The sequence below is a fragment of the Streptomyces sp. NPDC043878 genome (genome assembly GCF_056435735.1).
Genome location: NZ_JBWKDW010000009.1, coordinates 31,738 through 47,190 on the forward strand (window position 1 = coordinate 31,738; position 15,453 = coordinate 47,190).

The window sequence follows — 15,453 nt, forward strand, 5'->3', positions numbered from 1 at the left end:
CCTTACCAGGGGAGACACTGCATGTACGACTACGACCTCCTGGTCGTGGGGTCGGCCAACGCCGACCTGGTGATCGCGGTCGAGCGGCGGCCCGGCACCGGGGAGACGGTGCTCGGCTCGGACCTGGCCGTCCATCCGGGCGGCAAGGGCGCCAACCAGGCGGTCGCGGCCGCCCGGCTCGGCGCCCGGACGGCCCTGCTGGCCCGGGTCGGCGCCGACGCGCACGGCGAGCTGCTGCTCGACTCGCAGCGGGCGGCCGGGGTGGACACCGCCGGCGTTCTGGTGGGCGGGGCGCCGACCGGGGTCGCGCTGATCACGGTGGACCCCTCCGGCGACAACAGCATCGTCGTCTCGCCGGGCGCGAACGGCCGGCTGACCCCCGGGGACGTCCGGGCCGCCGCGCCGCTCCTGCGGGCCTCGCGGGTGGTGTCGGCACAGCTGGAGATCCCGCTGGAGACGGTCGTGGAGACCGTACGGAACCTGGACGCGGGCAGCCGTTTCGTCCTCAACCCGTCGCCGCCGAGGCCCCTGCCGGACGAACTGCTCGCCGCCTGCGACCCGTTGATCGTCAACGAGCACGAGGCGAAGGTGATCCTCGGCGAGACGGGCGCCGACGACGGTGCCGGCGGGCGACCCGAGGACTGGGCGCGCGCCCTGCTCGCGAAGGGCCCCCGCTCGGTGGTCGTGACGCTGGGCGCGCGGGGCGCGCTGGTCGCGTCCGCGCAGGGCGTGACCCGGGTGCCGGCGGTACGGGTGAACGCGGTGGACACGACGGGCGCGGGCGACGCGTTCACCGCCGCGCTGGCCTGGCGACTGGGGGCCGGCGCCCCGCTCGCCGAGGCGGCGGCCTACGCGTCCCGGGTCGGGGCGGCCGCCGTCACCCGGGAGGGGGCGCAGGTGTCCTTCCCGACGGCGGCGGAGGTCGAGGCGCTGGGCGGCGCGGCCGGCGACGGCGACTCCGGTACCGCCGGCGGCGGCAGCGGCTCCGACGACGCGTCCGGCGCGAGCGCGCGAGGTGGCTCCCGGTGAAGAAGGCCGGAATCCTGAACCGCCATCTCTCCGGCGCCCTGGCCGCACTGGGCCACGGCGACGGGGTGCTGGTGTGCGACGCGGGGATGCCGATACCCGACGGTCCGCGCGTCGTGGACCTGGCGTTCCGGGCGGGAGTGCCGTCCTTCGCGGAGGTGCTGGACGGACTGCTGGCCGAACTGGTGGTGGAGGGCGCCACGGCGGCGACGGAGGTACGGGAGACCAACCCGGGGGCCGCGGCGCTGCTGGACGGCCACTTCCCGGCCCTGTCCCTGGTCCCGCACGAACGGCTGAAGGCCCTCTCGGGGGACGCCCGCCTGGTCGTACGGACCGGCGAGGCCCGACCGTACGCGAACGTGCTGCTGCGGTGCGGGGTGTTCTTCTAGATCCAGGCGACCGGCGAACCGCGTCCGTCCGTCGGCGGGTCGTTGCCTACGGCTAGCAGGTCGTTGCCGACGGTGCCGGGTCGTTACCGGGCGCTGACGGTCGTAGCCGGCCGCTGGCGGGTCGTAGCCAGCCACTGGGCGGGGTGTTGCCGCCCGCATCCGGGTCGTTGCCTGCCCGGCTGCCGGACCGGCCGCCGACGGACCGTATCCGGCCGCTGGCGGGTCCTTGCCGACCGACGGCTGCCGGGTCTTTGCCGGCCGCCGCCTGGTCGTGCCGGCCCGGCTGCCGGGCCGCCTCCAGCCGCCGGCGGGTCGTTGTCGGCCGCTGGGGCGGGTCCTTGTCGGCCGCTGCCGGGCCGCCTCCCGGACCTCAGGGGGCCGGGAAGGCCAGGCGCAGGCCGTAGCGTTGTTCGGCGTCGTGGAGGGCCGGGACGAGGGTCCTGCGCAGTTCGCGGGCCTCGGCGGTGTGGTCGGCGAGGAACCGGCTCCGCAGGCGTAGTCGGGCGGGTTCACGGACGGCTTCCACGGGGCGCATGCAGGTGGCGTACGTACGGCCCATGGACCGTTCGACGGTGGGGAGTTCGGCCGGTCCCGCGGTGCTCTCGCGCTCCTCGGCGCGGGCCATGAAGCCCATCTCGTCACGGGCCGTCACGCCCCGGTCCGCGAGGCAGCCGGGCAGGCCGGCCAGCGCCCGGAGGACGGCGGGGTCGCGGCGCAGTGCGGCGACTTCGGTGAGCCACCTCCGCTGGAGCGGGGCGTAGGTGTCGCGCAGTGCGGCGACCGCGGCCGTGCCCTCGTCCTCGCAGTTCCGGACGGAGCCGGACCGGGCCGCCCGGGCGGCCGCGCGCCGCGGCGCGGGGAGTGAGCGCGGGCTCGCCGTGGGACGCGGGACCTCGGCGCTCTCACTGAGACCGTGCCGTGCGACGAACGCGAGGTCGGGCACGTCGAAGAACCTGATGTAGGCGAGCGGGACCGGTGCGGGCGGCTCGGTGTGCCGGTCCCGGGCGCACGCTGCCGCGGTGACCCGCCCCACCTGCTGGACGAACACGTCCAGACCCTGGGTCCAGCGGGTCTCGGCGCCGGTGGCCGGAAGGACCATGGTCAACGGGTCCTTCGGCAGCGTGTGCGTGAGACGCGCCGGTGTCACCGGCGCGGCGGAGGCGCTGCCGGGCCGGCCGGCGCCGGCCGAGCAGGCGGCGAGGAGGAGGGCGGCGGCCGAGGCGGCGCCGCGGGCCGCGAACCGGCGCCGGGCGGCGGGGCGCGTCATCCGTCGGATCCCTTCGTTCTGTGGCGCGGGCGGGGGCGTCGCCGTGGCCGGCGGTACCCCCGCCCGCGGACGGTCAGTGGGTGATCTTGACGGTGTCGCCGGAGTCGTACTTGCTCGCGACGGTGAACTTGGTGCCGTCGCTGACGGTGGTGCACAGCAGGTACCGGTCGACGGCGTAGCTGCCGTCGAGGACCCCGATGTACCCGGCGTCGCAGGTCTTCCACGAGCCCGTGGACGAGTGGTAGAGGCGGCCGGCGTAGGCGTCGTAGCCGTCGCCCGCCGCGTCGTGGGCGTAGACGAGGTTGAGGTCGCTGCACGAGCTGGTGGACGACTTGTTGGCCGTGCCGCCGACGCCCTCGTTCCCCCCGGTCTTCAGGGTGACGGTCGTGCACGCGTCCGGGGCGGCTGACGCCGCCGGAGCGAGGACCAGACATGTGGCGGCGGACACCAGCGCGAGCGCGCCGGCCGCGAGGGCCTTCTGCATGGGATTCCCCCTTTTGCGGGTGCGGGTGGGGCGGCTGCCCCGCCCGTCCTTGCTTCGCGGGAAACGCTCGCAGAGGGTGCCCCGCCGGACCACGACCTTCGAGCGGCGTCGAAAGTCCCCGGCCGAGGGGCGGAAGCGGTTGCTCCGGTGGTGTCTGCGGTACCCCTGTGACCCGTGGGAGGCATGTGGTCCGATCGCGGGCCCGGGACAGCCATGGACCCGGGTGGTGAATGACCGGATCGTGACGCAACCTGTCGGAACACGACCGAACGGCTCGGCACCCGGTCAGGGTTCGGCCCCGGGGACCGGGAGTGCGTGCGGGCCGACGGCTTGCGCGTGCCGGGCGGGCGGACTCTGGCGGAGCATGGCCGCGCCGAGCGGGGTGAGGGTGTGCAGCACCGTGTTGTTGCGGCGGCGGCTCAGGACCAGGCCGGCGTCCCGCAGCACCGTGACGTGGTGGGTCACGGTGGCCGGCGAGACGCCGAGGAAGCCCGCCAGTTCGGAGGTCGTGGCGCCGGACGCCAGCGCCCTCAGCGCGGCGGCGCGGGTACGGCCGAGCAGGGCGGCGAGGGAGGCGTCGGCGGGGCGGGCGGGCGCGGGCGGCCGGGTGCCGTGCACGGGGTAGACCAGCACCGGTCCCAGTGCCTCGTCGGCCAGGGAGACCGGCGTGTGCCAGCAGAAGTAGGAGGGGACCAGGCGCAGCCCGCGGCCCCCCAGGTGCAGGTCCCGGTCCTCGACGTAGTCGACGTGCAGGACCGGGGGGTGCCAGCGGACGCCCGGCGACAGCCCGGACAGCAGCCCGCCGACCCCGGTGTCGAGGGCCTCCCGGCCGCGCAGGGCGCGTTCCCCGGCGATGGCGGCCAGGATGCGGTCCTCGTACGGCGCGATGACGGCCTCGTGGTAGGCGCGCAGTACCTTGACCAGTTCCTCGCGGGTCGCGCGCTCGGACAGCCGCGGGGCCCAGTCGGGGGCACCGCTCAGCCGGTCGAGGACGCGCATCTCGTGGGTGACCCGCTGCGCGGGGGTGTCGAGGATCGCCCCGAACCCCTGGTCCAGCCCGTCGGCGGCTTCGGGCGGGGTCAGGAAGTCGGGCATGTAGCGGGCCCGCGGCAGCACGGGGATCAGCAGTCGTCGTACGGCCCGGTCGAGCGGGCTGCCCGCGAGGGTGGCCCGGGTCTCGCGGTACCAGTCGGCGTACGCCCATCGGCCACGCGTGGTCTGGAGCCGGTGCAGGCTGCAGGCGATCTCCCAGAGCGGGTCCGGGGTGCGCGCCACCTGGACACGGGCGAGGTCCTCGGGACCGAAGTGGATGCGCAGCACGAGACCCCACCCGCCGAATCGACTGTCGTCCTGCTCAGGTGCAGCGTGGGTCACGGTTCCCCCGGGCGACAACGCCCGGTTCCGGCCGCTTCGGAGCGTCACCGGGGAGCGCCGGCACCGGGCCGGACGGACCGGCGGCCGCGAGGGACTTCTGGGCGCGAGGGACTTCCGGGCGGGCGCCTGGTCGAGGGGGGTCCGGTCACGGGGCGGGCGTCCGGTCGCGGGGGGCTCGGCGCACGCGCGGGCACTCCGCCGACACGGAGGGGAAAACCCGAAGGGGCCCGGTCTGCAGACCGGGCCCCTTCGGGTTTTCCCCTCCGTGTCAGAACTCCGCGATCCCCCCGGATCCCACCCCAGAAGCCCTGATGCCACGTACGACCCGCGGAGTGCGCGAAGGGTTGCACGGGTTGCGGAGAAACTTTTCGGCGGTCACCCGACGACGTGCTCCACGAACCGCTCGGCCGTCTCCGCCAGCACCTCGCGCCCGTCCCGGGCCCACAGCGCCTCGTTGAACAGTTCGACCTCGATCAGCCCGGTGTAGCCGGCCGCCTCGACGTGTCCCTTCCACTCGCGCATGTCGACCGAGCCGTCGCCGATCTGGCCGCGCCCGTTGAGGACGCCCTCGGGCAGCGGGGTGGTCCAGTCGGCGAGCTGGAAGGTGTGGATGCGGCCGCCCGCGCCGGCCCGGGCGATCTGCCGCGGCGCCGTGTCGTCCCACCAGACGTGGTACGTGTCGACGGTGACGCCGACCTGGTGGGCGGGGAAGCGTTCGGCGAGGTCGAGGGCCTGGGCGAGGGTCGACACCACGCAGCGGTCCGAGGCGAACATGGGGTGCAGCGGCTCGATGGCCAGCCGCACCCCGTGGCTCTCCGCGTAGGGGCCGAGTTCCCCGAGCGCGTCCGCGATCCGCTCCCGGGCGCCGTGCAGGTCCCTGGAGCCGGCCGGCAGGCCGCCGGAGACCAGCACCAGGGTGTCGGTGCCGAGGGCGGCGGCCTCGTCGACCGCGCGCCGGTTGTCGGCCAGGGCCTCGGCCCGCTCCGCCGGGTCGATGGCGGTGAGGAAGCCGCCGCGGCACAGCGTGGTGACGGTCAGGCCCGCCTCCCGGACCAGTTTGGCGGTGGCCTCCAGACCGTAGGAGCGCACCGGCTCGCGCCAGAGCCCGACCGCGGGCACGCCGAGCGCGAGGCAGGCGTCGGCCAGGTCCGGCAGTGACAGCTGCCTGACGGTCATCTGGTTGACGGAGAAGCGGGACAGCGGGCCGGTCACTGGGTCACCCCGTGGAGTGCGAGCAGGGTCTTCATCCGTTCCTCGGCGAGCTTCGGGTCGGGGAACAGGCCCAGGCCGTCGGCGAGTTCGTAGGCGCGGGTGAGGTGCGGGAGGGAGCGGGCCGACTGGAGGCCGCCGACCATCGTGAAGTGCGACTGGTGGCCGGCGAGCCAGGCCAGGAACACCACACCGGTCTTGTAGAAGCGGGTGGGCGGCTGGAAGAGGTGCCGCGACAGCTCGACCGTCGGATCTAGGAGGGCGCGGAAGCCCGGGACGTCGCCGGTGTCGAGCACCCGTACCGCCTGGGCCGCCAGCGGTCCCAGCGGGTCGAATACGCCGAGCAGGGCGTGGCTGAAGCCCTGCTCGTCGCCCGCGATGAGCTCCGGGTAGTTGAAGTCGTCGCCCGTGTAGCAGCGGACGCCGTCGGGCAGGCGGCGGCGGAGGCCGACCTCGCGGCGGGCGTCCAGCAGGGAGACCTTGATGCCGTCGATCTTGTCGGGGTGGGCCGCGATCACCTCCAGGAAGGTGTCCGTGGCGGCGTCGAGGTCCGCGGAACCCCAGTAGCCCTCCAGGGCCGGGTCGAACATCGGGCCGAGCCAGTGCAGGATCACCGGTTCTGCGGCCTGGCGCAGCAGGTGGCCGTAGACCTCCAGGTAGTCCGCGGGGTCCCGGGCGGCGGCCGCGAGGGCGCGGGAGGCCATCAGGACGGCCCGGGCGCCGGACTCCTCCACCAGCGCGAGCTGTTCCTCGTACGCCGCCCGGACCTGGGCGAGGGTCGCCGGGCCGGTCAGCTGGTCGGTGCCGACACCGCAGGCGACACGGCCGCCCACCGACCTGGCCTCGGCGGCGCTGCGCCGGATCAGTTCGGCCGCTCCGGCCCAGTCCAGGCCCATGCCGCGCTGGGCGGTGTCCATGGCCTCGGCGACGCCCAGCCCGTTGGACCACAGGTGGCGGCGGAAGGCGAGGGTGGCGTCCCAGTCGACGGCGGCGGGCGAGTCCGGGGAGACGTCCGCGAAGGGGTCGGCGACGACGTGCGCCGCGGAGTAGACCGTGCGCGAGGTGAAGGGGGTACCGGCGGCGACGGCGAGAGGGTGGCCGCGCGGCTCGTAGGTCCGCAGGCCCCCTTCGGAGTCGGGGAGTCGGATGGTCACAGCGTGATCTCCGGTACGTCGAGACGGACACCCTCGGCCGAGGACCGCAGGCCGAGTTCGGCGAGCTGCACACCGCGGGCGCCGGCGAGGAGGTCCCAGTGGTAGGGGGCGTCGGCGTAGACGTGCCGCAGGAACAGCTCCCACTGGGCCTTGAAGCCGTTGTCGAACTCGGCGTTGTCCGGGATCTCCTGCCACTGGTCGCGGAAGACCTCGGTGGCGGGGATGTCGGGGTTCCACACCGGCTTGGGGGTGGCGCTGCGGTGCTGGACGCGGCAGTCGCGCAGGCCGGCCACCGCGGAGCCCTCGGTGCCGTCGACCTGGAACTCGACGAGTTCGTCGCGGTGGACGCGGACGGCCCAGGAGGAGTTGATCTGTGCGATGGCGCCGCCGTCGAGTTCGAAGATGCCGTAGGCGGCGTCGTCGGCGGTGGCGTCGTAGGGCTTGCCGGTCTCGTCCCAGCGCTGCGGGATGTGGGTGGTGGCGATGGCCTGGACGGACTTCACCCGGCCGAACAGCTCGTGCAGGACGTACTCCCAGTGCGGGAACATGTCGACGACGATGCCGCCGCCGTCCTCGGCGCGGTAGTTCCACGACGGGCGCTGGGCGGACTGCCAGTCGCCCTCGAAGACCCAGTAGCCGAACTCGCCGCGGACGGACAGGATCCGGCCGAAGAAGCCGCCGTCGATGAGGCGCTTGAGCTTCAGCAGGCCCGGCAGGAACAGCTTGTCCTGGACGACGCCGTGCTTGATGCCGGCGCCGGCGGCCAGCCGGGCGAGTTCGAGGGCGCCGTGGAGGCCGGTGGCCGTCGGCTTCTCGGTGTAGACGTGCTTTCCGGCCGCGACGGCCTTGCGCAGGGCCTCCTCGCGCGCGGACGTGACCTGGGCGTCGAAGTAGATCTCGACGCCGTCGTCGGCGAGGACGGCGTCCAGGTCCGTCGAGACGTGCTCCAGGCCGTGCCGTTCGGCGAGCGACCTGAGCACGTGCTCGCGGCGCCCGACGAGGATCGGCTCCGGCCACAGCACGGTGCCGTCGCCGAGGTCGAGGCCGCCCTGTTCGCGGATGGCCAGGATCGAGCGGACGAGGTGCTGGCGGTAACCCATGCGCCCGGTCACGCCGTTCATGGCGATACGCACCGTCTTGCGTGTCACGTCTTCCCCTTCGTAGGTGTCGTACGCAGCGTCGTACGCGAGTCGTACGCGCGGGTGTGCGCCGCGTCCGCCCTACCCGATGAGCGTTGCAGCAAGCGCTTTCTATCCCCTGAGAAGCTAGCCTCTGACCAGCGGTCTGGACAAGACCGTGACGGGGTTGAGTTGTTCGAGGGGGCGAACAACGGGGGCCGGGGGCCGTAAGGTCTGCTCGGACCGCCGCCACTGTGCGGCGGCTGTGCGTCCGTGTCCGCTCGCCGGGGCAGTACGGCCCCGGACCCGGGGAGCCGTGGAACCGCGGACCCGCGGACGACGACGTACGACGAGATGCGACGAGATGCGCGACCGGAGGACGAGGACATGACGGTGACCCTGGCGGACGTGGCGGCCCGCGCGCAGGTCTCCCCCGCGACGGTGTCGCGCGTGCTGAACGGGAACTACCCCGTCGCCGCAACCACCCGTGAGCGGGTGCTGCGGGCGGTGGACGACCTGGACTACGTGCTCAACGGCCCGGCGAGCGCCCTCGCCGCGGCCACCTCCGACCTGGTCGGCATCCTGGTCAACGACATCGCCGACCCCTTCTTCGGGATCATGGCGAGCGCGATCCAGTCCGAGATCGGCGGGCCAGGCGGCCGGGCCGGCGGAGAGCGGCTGGCGGTGGTGTGCAACACCGGGGGGTCCCCGGAACGCGAGCTGACCTACCTCACGCTGCTGCAACGGCAGCGGGCGGCTGCCGTCGTGCTGACCGGCGGCGCCGTGGAGAACCTGCCGCACGCGGCGGCGATGACGGCGAAGCTGCGGAAACTCGCGGACGCCGGCACCCGGGTGGTGCTGTGCGGGCGCCCGCCCGCGCCCGACACCCGGGCGATCGCGCTCACCTTCGACAACCGCGGGGGTGCCCGGCAGCTCACGGACCACCTGATCGGGCTGGGCCACCGGCGCCTCGGCTACATCACCGGCCCCGAGGAGCGCACGACCACCCGGCACCGGCTGGAGGGCCACCGGGCGGCGCTGGAGGCGCACGGCATCGAGGAGGACCCGCGCTGGACGGTGCACGGACGGTACGACAGACGCTCCGGGTACGAGGCCACCCTCGAACTGCTGCGCCGGGACCCGTCCCTGACGGCGGTGGTGGCGGCGAACGACTCCGTCGCCCTCGGCGCGTGCGCCGCGCTGCGCGACTCCGGGCTGCGCATCCCGGACGACGTGTCCGTGGCCGGCTTCGACGACCTGCCGTTCAGCGTGGACACGGTGCCGTCCCTCACGACGGTACGGCTCCCCCTCGCGGAGGCGGGCGCCCGCGCCGGCCGCATCGCGATGGGCCGCGAGGAACCACCGCCCGGCGGGATCGCCACGGTGCGGGGGGATCTGATGGTCCGGGGATCCTCCGGGGCACCCCGGAAGTGAGGGCGGGGCCCGCGGGTCTGCGGGGCCGGGGCGGGGTCGCCGGGGTGGGGGCTCGACGGGCGGGGCGGGTCGGGGTGCGCCGGGCGGGCCGGGCTTCGCCGGGCCGGGCGGGTCGGGGTGCGCCGGGCCGGGCGGGTCGGGGTGCGCCGGGCCAGCGGGGCGGGGTTCGCCGGGCCAAGCGGGGCGAGGTCGCGCCCGGTGGGTCGGGTTCGCCGGGCGAGGCGGGGCGAGGTCGCGCCGGGCCGGGCGGGCGGGGGTTCGCCGGGCCAGGCAGGTCTCCGGTCTGGCCCGGGCCGAGGGCGCCGGTTCCCGCCGACGCCGGACGAGCCGAGACCTGCCGGGAACCGCCGGGAACCGCGCCGAGTCAGGTCCCGCCGACGCCTGACGGTCCGAGACGCGCCGGAAAACGGACCGCGTCGGGTCCCGCCGGGGCCGTAGGGGTCGGGGTTCGCGGGAAGGACCTGGTCGGACGGGTCCGGCGCTGGACCTGCGGGGTGCCGACGGGTGAGAGTAGGGACCATGAAACTGGCGTTCTCCACCCTCGGCGTTCCCGGCCTTCCCCTTCCGGAGGTGCTGCGGCTCGCGACCACGTACGGCTATCACGGCATCGAACTGCGCGCGCATTCCGAGGAACCGGTCCATGTCGGTCTCGACCTCGCCCAACGGGCCGATGTGGCGGCCGAGTTCAAGGCGGCGGGCGTGGAGCTGCTCGGTGTGGCGGGCTACGCGCGCGTCGCCGCGCCGGGCGCGGACGCCCCCGTCATCGAGGAGATCCGCCGGCTCCTGGACCTCGCCCGCGACCTGGGCGCCCCGTTCGTCCGGGTCCTCCCCGGCGGCGCCCCTGACCAGAGCCGGGAGGACGCCGACGCCACGGCGGCCCGGCGGCTGGGCACGGCCGCCGAGTACGCCGCCGACCTCGGGGTCCGCATCCTGCTGGAGACCCACGACTCGCACCGTACGGGCGCCGACGTGATCCGCATCATCGGCCCGGTCGGCCACCACCAGGTGGGCTCGCTCTGGGACGTCATGCACACCTGGCTGGGCGGCGAGCAGCCCGCGGAGACGTACGCGGCGCTCGCCCCCACCCTCGGCTACGTCCAGGTCAAGGACATCGCCTCGGCCGAGGACACCACGCCCGTCCGGCTCGGCACCGGCGTGCTGCCGCTGACCGAGTGCGTGGAGGTCCTCTCCCGGCACGGCTGGGACGGCTGGCTGTGCTGGGAGTACGAGAAGCGGTGGTACGACTCGGCCGCCCCGCTGCCCGGCCTGCTGGGCCCGGGCCGCGAACACCTGTCCCGCCTCCTCAACGACTCGGCCTGACCCGACCGGCGGACGCCACGGGGGAGGGTCGAGCGTAGGCGGCCGGCGAGCCCCGAACACGGGCGGCACGTGAGCCCCGGGTCCGCACGCCGTCCTGCCCCCCGAAGGCGCACCACGGCCAAGCCCCCAGCACGGGAAACCGGCAAGCGCGGGACAGCCGGCAGGCCCCGAGCACGGGCGGCGGGCAGGCCCCGAGCACGGGGTCGGCCGGATCGTGAGCGCGGGCAGCGGGCAGGCCCCGAGCTCGGGGGCGGGTGAGCACGCCCCGAGCACGGGCAGCGTGTTGGCCCCGAGCGCGAGTGGCAGCCGAGCCCCGCGTCCGTACGTCGGCCGAACCCCCGAGGGCGCGCCGACTGAACCCCCGAGGGCGCGGCGGCCGAAACCCCAACGCGGGCGGCGGCCGAACCCCCGACGCGGGCGGCGAGCAGGCCGCGAATGCCCGCGGCGGGCGAGGGCCTGCCCCGGGCCGGGCCCCGCCCCGGCGGCGGGCGGGGCCCGTACCGGGTTGGCCCCCGCCCTCACGGTTGGACAGCCGCAGCCTCCGTCGCCGGCGTCGGCACCCGCGCCGGCCCCGCGGCTTCCTCCCGTCGCCCACCCCGGGTCGAGGTCAGCGTGACTCCGCCCACCAGGAGGGCCGCCGCGCACCATCTGAGCGGGGTCACCGGCTCGTTCAGGAACAGGGCGGCGGACGACATGCCGAAGACCGGGACGAGCAGGGAGAAGGGGGCGACGGTGGACGCGGGATGGCGGCGCAGCAGCCACCCCCACGCGCCGAACCCGCCGACCGTGGTGATCCAGGCGACGTAGAGGACCGTGCCCGCGCCCTGCCAGTCGAGGGCCCGCAGGGCGTCCAGGTCCCGGTGCGCGCCCTCGGTCAACAGGGAGAGGGCCAGCAGGGGCAGTACGGGGACGGTGCTGACCCAGACCATGAAGTTCAGGGGGTCGGGGGGCGCCGCCCTGCGGGTGAGGACGTTCGACACGCCCCAGCAGGCCGCCGCCGCGACGACCAGCGCGAAGGCGCCGAGCGGGCCGGAGGCACCCTCGTCGACGGCGGCGACGCCGATACCCGCGAGGGCGACCAGCATGCCCAGCACCCGGACACGGGTGGGGCGTTCACCCAGCACCCCGCACGCGATCACGGCGGTGAACACGGCCTGGATCTGCAGGACGAGCGAGGAGAGGCCGGCCGGCATGCCCGCGTCCATCCCGACGAACAGCAGCCCGAACTTGGCCACGCCGAGCGTCAGTCCGACCGCCACGACCCACTTCCAGGCCACTGTGGGGCGGCCCACCAGGAACACGGCGGGGAGGGCGGCCACCAGGAAGCGCAGGGCGGAGAAGAGCAGGGGCGGGAAGTGGCCGAGGCCGATCTCGATGACGGTGAAGTTCACGCCCCAGACGGCGGCGACGAGAACGGCGAGGGCGAGGTGTGCGGGGCGCATACGTTGAGGATCACGTGCGCAGACCATGTAGCACCAGCGATGATTGCTGCATGGTGGGATGAAGCAACGCTAACGAAAGCGAGAGGTCCCGTGCTCGATCTGCAGCGTCTGCGCGCCCTGCACGCCGTCTCGGTCCACGGGACCGTGGGGGCGGCCGCCGCGGCCCTCGGTTACACGCCCTCCGCCGTGTCCCAGCAGATCGCGAAGCTGGAGCGCGAGACCAGGACCGTCCTGCTGGAGCGGGAGGGGCGCGGGGTGCGGCTCACCGCGGAGGCCCGCCAACTGGTGTCCACCGCAGGCCAGTTGCTCGCCATCGTGGAGCGGGCGGAGACCGATCTTGAGCAGCGGCGCGGGGTGCCGTCGGGCCGGCTGACGATCGCCGCGTTCGCGTCGGCGGCACGCGGTCTGCTGCCCGGCGTGCTGGCCGAGCTGGCGGTACGGCACCCCGCCCTCGACACCCGGCTCACCGAGATCGACCCGCATCTGTCCGTGGACCTGGTGGCGAAGGGGGCCGTCGACCTCGTCGTCGCGCACGACTGGGACATCGCCCCGCTGCCGGCCCCGGCGGGGGTGGAGCAGGCGGTCCTCGGCGACGACCTGTGCGATCTGCTCGTGCCCGAGGGGCACCCCCTGGCCGGGCGGAAGGCCGTGCGGCGGGCGGAGCTGGGCGGGGAGCGGTGGATCTGCCAGCCGCCCGGCCGGGTCTGTCACGACTGGCTGGTGCGGACGCTGCGCGCGGCCGGCCACGAGCCGGACATCGTCCACCAGGCCGAGGAGAACCCCACCCTGGTGGCGCTGGTCGCGGCCGGTCTCGGGGTCGCCCTCATCCCGCGCCTGGGTCGCGGGCCGCTGCCCGCCGGGGTGGTCGAGGTGCCACTGGACCCCGTGCCCGTACGACGGCTGTACGCGCTGTGGCGGGCGGGAGCGGCGGGGCGTCCGGCGATCACGGAGACCGTGCGCACCCTGCGGGAGCACTGGCCCGGGGTCGCGGCCCACGCGTCCCGCTGACCCCACGCGCACCGACTTGCGGGAATCGGCCCCGCCCCGGGAACCCGCCCCGGCCCGGGTTCGTCCAACGCGCACGCTGCCGGATGAGTCACCTCGGTGCGGTATCGGCCTCGCTGCTGGCTGCGACCGCCGAACCACCCCCTCCGCCGTACCGCGGCCGGCAGCCCGCCGTCATCGGCGCGCGCCCCTCCGACCGCGCCGGTGACGGCCCCTCGCCGACGAGCGGTGCACACGCGGCCGACGAGCGGTGCGCGCGCTCCCTTGACTGGCAGAAACTTCCCGACTATTGCTGACTCCTCGGCAGTTTCCTTCAGTGGATCACCTCCGGAAGGAGCGCACGTGCCCTCCAGACGTACCGTTCTCGCCGCCACGGCCGGCGGTGTCGCCGCGGCCCTGACGGCCGGCGGCCCGGCGCACGCGGACGACCGCCGGCTGCGCGCCCTCATCTCCCGCATGACGCCGGAGGAGAAGGTCGGCCAGCTGTTCGTGATGCGGGTGTACGGCCACTCGGCCACCGCGCCCGACCAGGCCGACATCGACGCCAACCTCGCGGAGATCGGCGTCCGCACGGCCGCCGAACTGGTCGCGAAGTACCGGGTCGGCGGCATCATCTACTTCACCTGGGCGCACAACACCCGTGACCCGTACCAGATCGCCGCCCTGTCCAACGGCATCCAGCGGGCCTCCCTGGAGCAGCCGCGCGGGCTGCCGGTGCTGATCTCCACCGACCAGGAGCACGGCACGGTCGCACGCGTGGGCGAGCCCGCCACCCTGTTCCCCGGCGCGATGGCGGTCGGCGCCGGCCGGTCCCGGACCGACGCCCGCACCCTCGGCCGGATCGCGGGCGCCGAACTGCGCGCGACGGGCATCCGGCAGGACTACGCCCCGGTGGCCGACGTGAACGTCAACCCGGCCAACCCGGTCATCGGCGTACGGTCCTTCGGCGCGGACCCGGGCGCGGTGGCGTCGCTGGTGGCCGCCGAGGTGTCCGGATACCAGCGCTCCGGGGTCGCCGCGACCGCCAAGCACTTCCCCGGGCACGGGGACACCGCCGTCGACAGCCACTTCGGCTTCCCGGTCATCACCCACAGCCGCGAGGTGTGGGAGAAGCTGGACGCGGTCCCCTTCCGGGCGGCGGTCGCCGCCGGCATCGACTCGATCATGACCGCGCACATCATGGTCCCGGCGCTGGACGACTCCGGCGACCCGGCGACCCTCTCCCACCCGATCCTGACCGGCATCCTGCGCGGGCAGCTCGGCTACGACGGGGTGGTGGTCACCGACTCGCTCGCGATGGAGGGCGTGCGCACCAAGTACGGCGACGACCGGGTGCCCGTGCTCGCGCTGAAGGCCGGCGCCGACCAGCTCCTCAACCCGCCCTCCCTGGACGTCGCCTGGCACGCCGTCCTCGCCGCCCTGCGCGACGGCGAGCTCACCGAGGCCCGCCTGGACGAGTCCCTGCTGCGCGTCCTGCGGCTCAAGTCGAGGCTGGGGCTCTTCGAGCGGCCGTACGTCAGCCGCTCCGGCGTCACGCGCACGGTCGGCACCGCGGCGCACCTCAGGGCGGCCGACCGGATCGCCGAGCGCACGACGACCCTGCTGGTCAACGAGGGGCGTCTGCTGCCGCTGTCGCGTCGCACCCACCGGAAGCTGCTCGTCGTGGGCGCCGATCCGGCCTCCCCCTCCGGCACCACCGGCCCGCCCACCGGTGTGCTGGCCGCGGCCCTCACCGAACTCGGGTTCACCGCGACCGCCCTGTCCACCGGCACGACCCCCTCCGCCGCGGTCGTCGACCGGGCGGTGGCGGCGGCCCGGGACGCGGACGCGGTGGTGGTCGGGACCTACAACGTCACCGCGTCCAGCTCGCAGAAGACACTGGTCGAGCGGTTGACCGCGACCGGGCGGCCGGTGGTGGCGATCGCGGTCCGCAACCCCTACGACGTGGCCCAACTGCCCTCCGTACGAGCTTACTTGGCCGCCTACTCCTGGACCGACGTCGAACTGCGCGCCGCGGCGCGGGTGATCGCGGGGAAGGTCGCGCCGCGCGGGAGGCTGCCGGTCGCGGTGCCGCGGGCGGACGATCCGGCGCGGGTGCTGTTCCCGGTCGGACACGGGCTGTCGTACGACTCGTAGCGGCCGCTCCGCGAGGTGGGCCGGGGGGGGGGGGGGGGGGGGGGGGGCGGGGGGAGGGGGGGGGGGGGGGGGGGGGGGGGGGAGGGGGGGGCGGA

General features: G+C 74.9%; 13 protein-coding genes. 6 read left to right on the forward strand and 7 right to left on the reverse strand.

Annotated features, from left to right (window positions below; genetic code table 11):
• Nucleotides 1–21 precede the first annotated feature (21 nt).
• On the forward strand, nucleotides 22–1,029 hold the full coding sequence (locus tag AC07AZ_RS14575) for a ribokinase (RefSeq protein ID WP_478847440.1): 1,008 nt from the start codon (nucleotides 22–24) through the stop codon (nucleotides 1,027–1,029).
• Entirely contained in the window at nucleotides 1,026–1,415 is a 390-nt protein-coding gene (rbsD, locus tag AC07AZ_RS14580; RefSeq protein ID WP_478847442.1) for a D-ribose pyranase, read from the forward strand. Before AC07AZ_RS14575 ends, rbsD begins: the two co-directional genes overlap by 4 nt.
• A 370-nt stretch (nucleotides 1,416–1,785) precedes the next feature.
• Here the strand turns inward: rbsD and AC07AZ_RS14585 are convergent, their stop codons facing one another.
• The 6 genes from AC07AZ_RS14585 to AC07AZ_RS14610 form a co-directional block, all read right to left on the reverse strand.
• Nucleotides 1,786–2,682 carry a hypothetical protein gene (locus AC07AZ_RS14585; protein WP_478847444.1) on the reverse strand — a complete coding sequence of 299 codons (897 nt, stop codon included), beginning with the start codon at nucleotides 2,680–2,682 and terminating at the stop codon, nucleotides 1,786–1,788.
• Nucleotides 2,683–2,755: 73 nt separating this feature from the next.
• Nucleotides 2,756–3,166, reverse strand: a complete 411-nt coding sequence (locus AC07AZ_RS14590) for a hypothetical protein (RefSeq protein ID WP_478847446.1) — start codon at nucleotides 3,164–3,166, stop codon at nucleotides 2,756–2,758.
• Between the two features lie 285 nt (nucleotides 3,167–3,451).
• Nucleotides 3,452–4,540 carry a helix-turn-helix domain-containing protein gene (locus AC07AZ_RS14595; protein WP_478847448.1) on the reverse strand — a complete coding sequence of 363 codons (1,089 nt, stop codon included), beginning with the start codon at nucleotides 4,538–4,540 and terminating at the stop codon, nucleotides 3,452–3,454.
• 375 nt (nucleotides 4,541–4,915) lie between these two features.
• A complete protein-coding gene (locus tag AC07AZ_RS14600) occupies nucleotides 4,916–5,716 on the reverse strand; it encodes a sugar phosphate isomerase/epimerase family protein (protein ID WP_478847821.1) in 801 nt (266 codons plus the stop codon).
• A gap of 32 nt (nucleotides 5,717–5,748) precedes the next feature.
• Entirely contained in the window at nucleotides 5,749–6,903 is a 1,155-nt protein-coding gene (locus AC07AZ_RS14605) for a dihydrodipicolinate synthase family protein (protein WP_478847450.1), read from the reverse strand.
• Nucleotides 6,900–8,051 (reverse strand): Gfo/Idh/MocA family protein, encoded by a 1,152-nt coding sequence (locus AC07AZ_RS14610; protein ID WP_478847452.1) that lies wholly within the window; start codon nucleotides 8,049–8,051, stop codon nucleotides 6,900–6,902. Before AC07AZ_RS14610 ends, AC07AZ_RS14605 begins: the two co-directional genes overlap by 4 nt.
• Nucleotides 8,052–8,408: 357 nt before the next feature.
• On the opposite strand from AC07AZ_RS14610, the gene AC07AZ_RS14615 reads away from it, so the two are divergent.
• On the forward strand, nucleotides 8,409–9,455 hold the full coding sequence (locus tag AC07AZ_RS14615; RefSeq protein WP_478847454.1) for a LacI family DNA-binding transcriptional regulator: 1,047 nt from the start codon (nucleotides 8,409–8,411) through the stop codon (nucleotides 9,453–9,455).
• Between the two features lie 519 nt (nucleotides 9,456–9,974).
• Nucleotides 9,975–10,775 carry a sugar phosphate isomerase/epimerase family protein gene (locus tag AC07AZ_RS14620; protein WP_478847456.1) on the forward strand — a complete coding sequence of 267 codons (801 nt, stop codon included), beginning with the start codon at nucleotides 9,975–9,977 and terminating at the stop codon, nucleotides 10,773–10,775.
• Nucleotides 10,776–11,293: 518 nt separating this feature from the next.
• Here AC07AZ_RS14620 and AC07AZ_RS14625 read toward each other — a convergent pair.
• Nucleotides 11,294–12,217, reverse strand: a complete 924-nt coding sequence (locus AC07AZ_RS14625) for an EamA family transporter (RefSeq protein WP_478847457.1) — start codon at nucleotides 12,215–12,217, stop codon at nucleotides 11,294–11,296.
• 90 nt (nucleotides 12,218–12,307) lie between these two features.
• On the opposite strand from AC07AZ_RS14625, the gene AC07AZ_RS14630 reads away from it, so the two are divergent.
• Both AC07AZ_RS14630 and AC07AZ_RS14635 read left to right on the forward strand, forming a co-directional pair.
• Nucleotides 12,308–13,225: a LysR family transcriptional regulator gene (locus tag AC07AZ_RS14630; protein ID WP_478847459.1), complete on the forward strand. Its 918-nt coding sequence runs from the start codon at nucleotides 12,308–12,310 to the stop codon at nucleotides 13,223–13,225.
• A 339-nt stretch (nucleotides 13,226–13,564) separates the two neighbouring features.
• Nucleotides 13,565–15,358, forward strand: coding sequence for a glycoside hydrolase family 3 protein (locus AC07AZ_RS14635; protein ID WP_478847461.1), 1,794 nt, complete (start codon nucleotides 13,565–13,567; stop codon nucleotides 15,356–15,358).
• Nucleotides 15,359–15,453: the final 95 nt, after the last annotated feature.

Excerpts from the sequence above, each read along its gene's own strand:
- AC07AZ_RS14625 (WP_478847457.1), bottom strand. The coding sequence starts at position 12,217 with ATGCGCCCCGCACACCTCGCCCTCGCCGTTCTCGTCGCCGCCGTCTGG.
- AC07AZ_RS14575 (WP_478847440.1), top strand. The coding sequence starts at position 22 with ATGTACGACTACGACCTCCTGGTCGTGGGGTCGGCCAACGCCGACCTG.
- AC07AZ_RS14600 (WP_478847821.1), bottom strand. The coding sequence starts at position 5,716 with ATGACCGTCAGGCAGCTGTCACTGCCGGACCTGGCCGACGCCTGCCTC.
- AC07AZ_RS14590 (WP_478847446.1), bottom strand. The coding sequence starts at position 3,166 with ATGCAGAAGGCCCTCGCGGCCGGCGCGCTCGCGCTGGTGTCCGCCGCC.
- AC07AZ_RS14620 (WP_478847456.1), top strand. The coding sequence starts at position 9,975 with ATGAAACTGGCGTTCTCCACCCTCGGCGTTCCCGGCCTTCCCCTTCCG.
- AC07AZ_RS14585 (WP_478847444.1), bottom strand. The coding sequence starts at position 2,682 with ATGACGCGCCCCGCCGCCCGGCGCCGGTTCGCGGCCCGCGGCGCCGCC.
- AC07AZ_RS14615 (WP_478847454.1), top strand. The coding sequence starts at position 8,409 with ATGACGGTGACCCTGGCGGACGTGGCGGCCCGCGCGCAGGTCTCCCCC.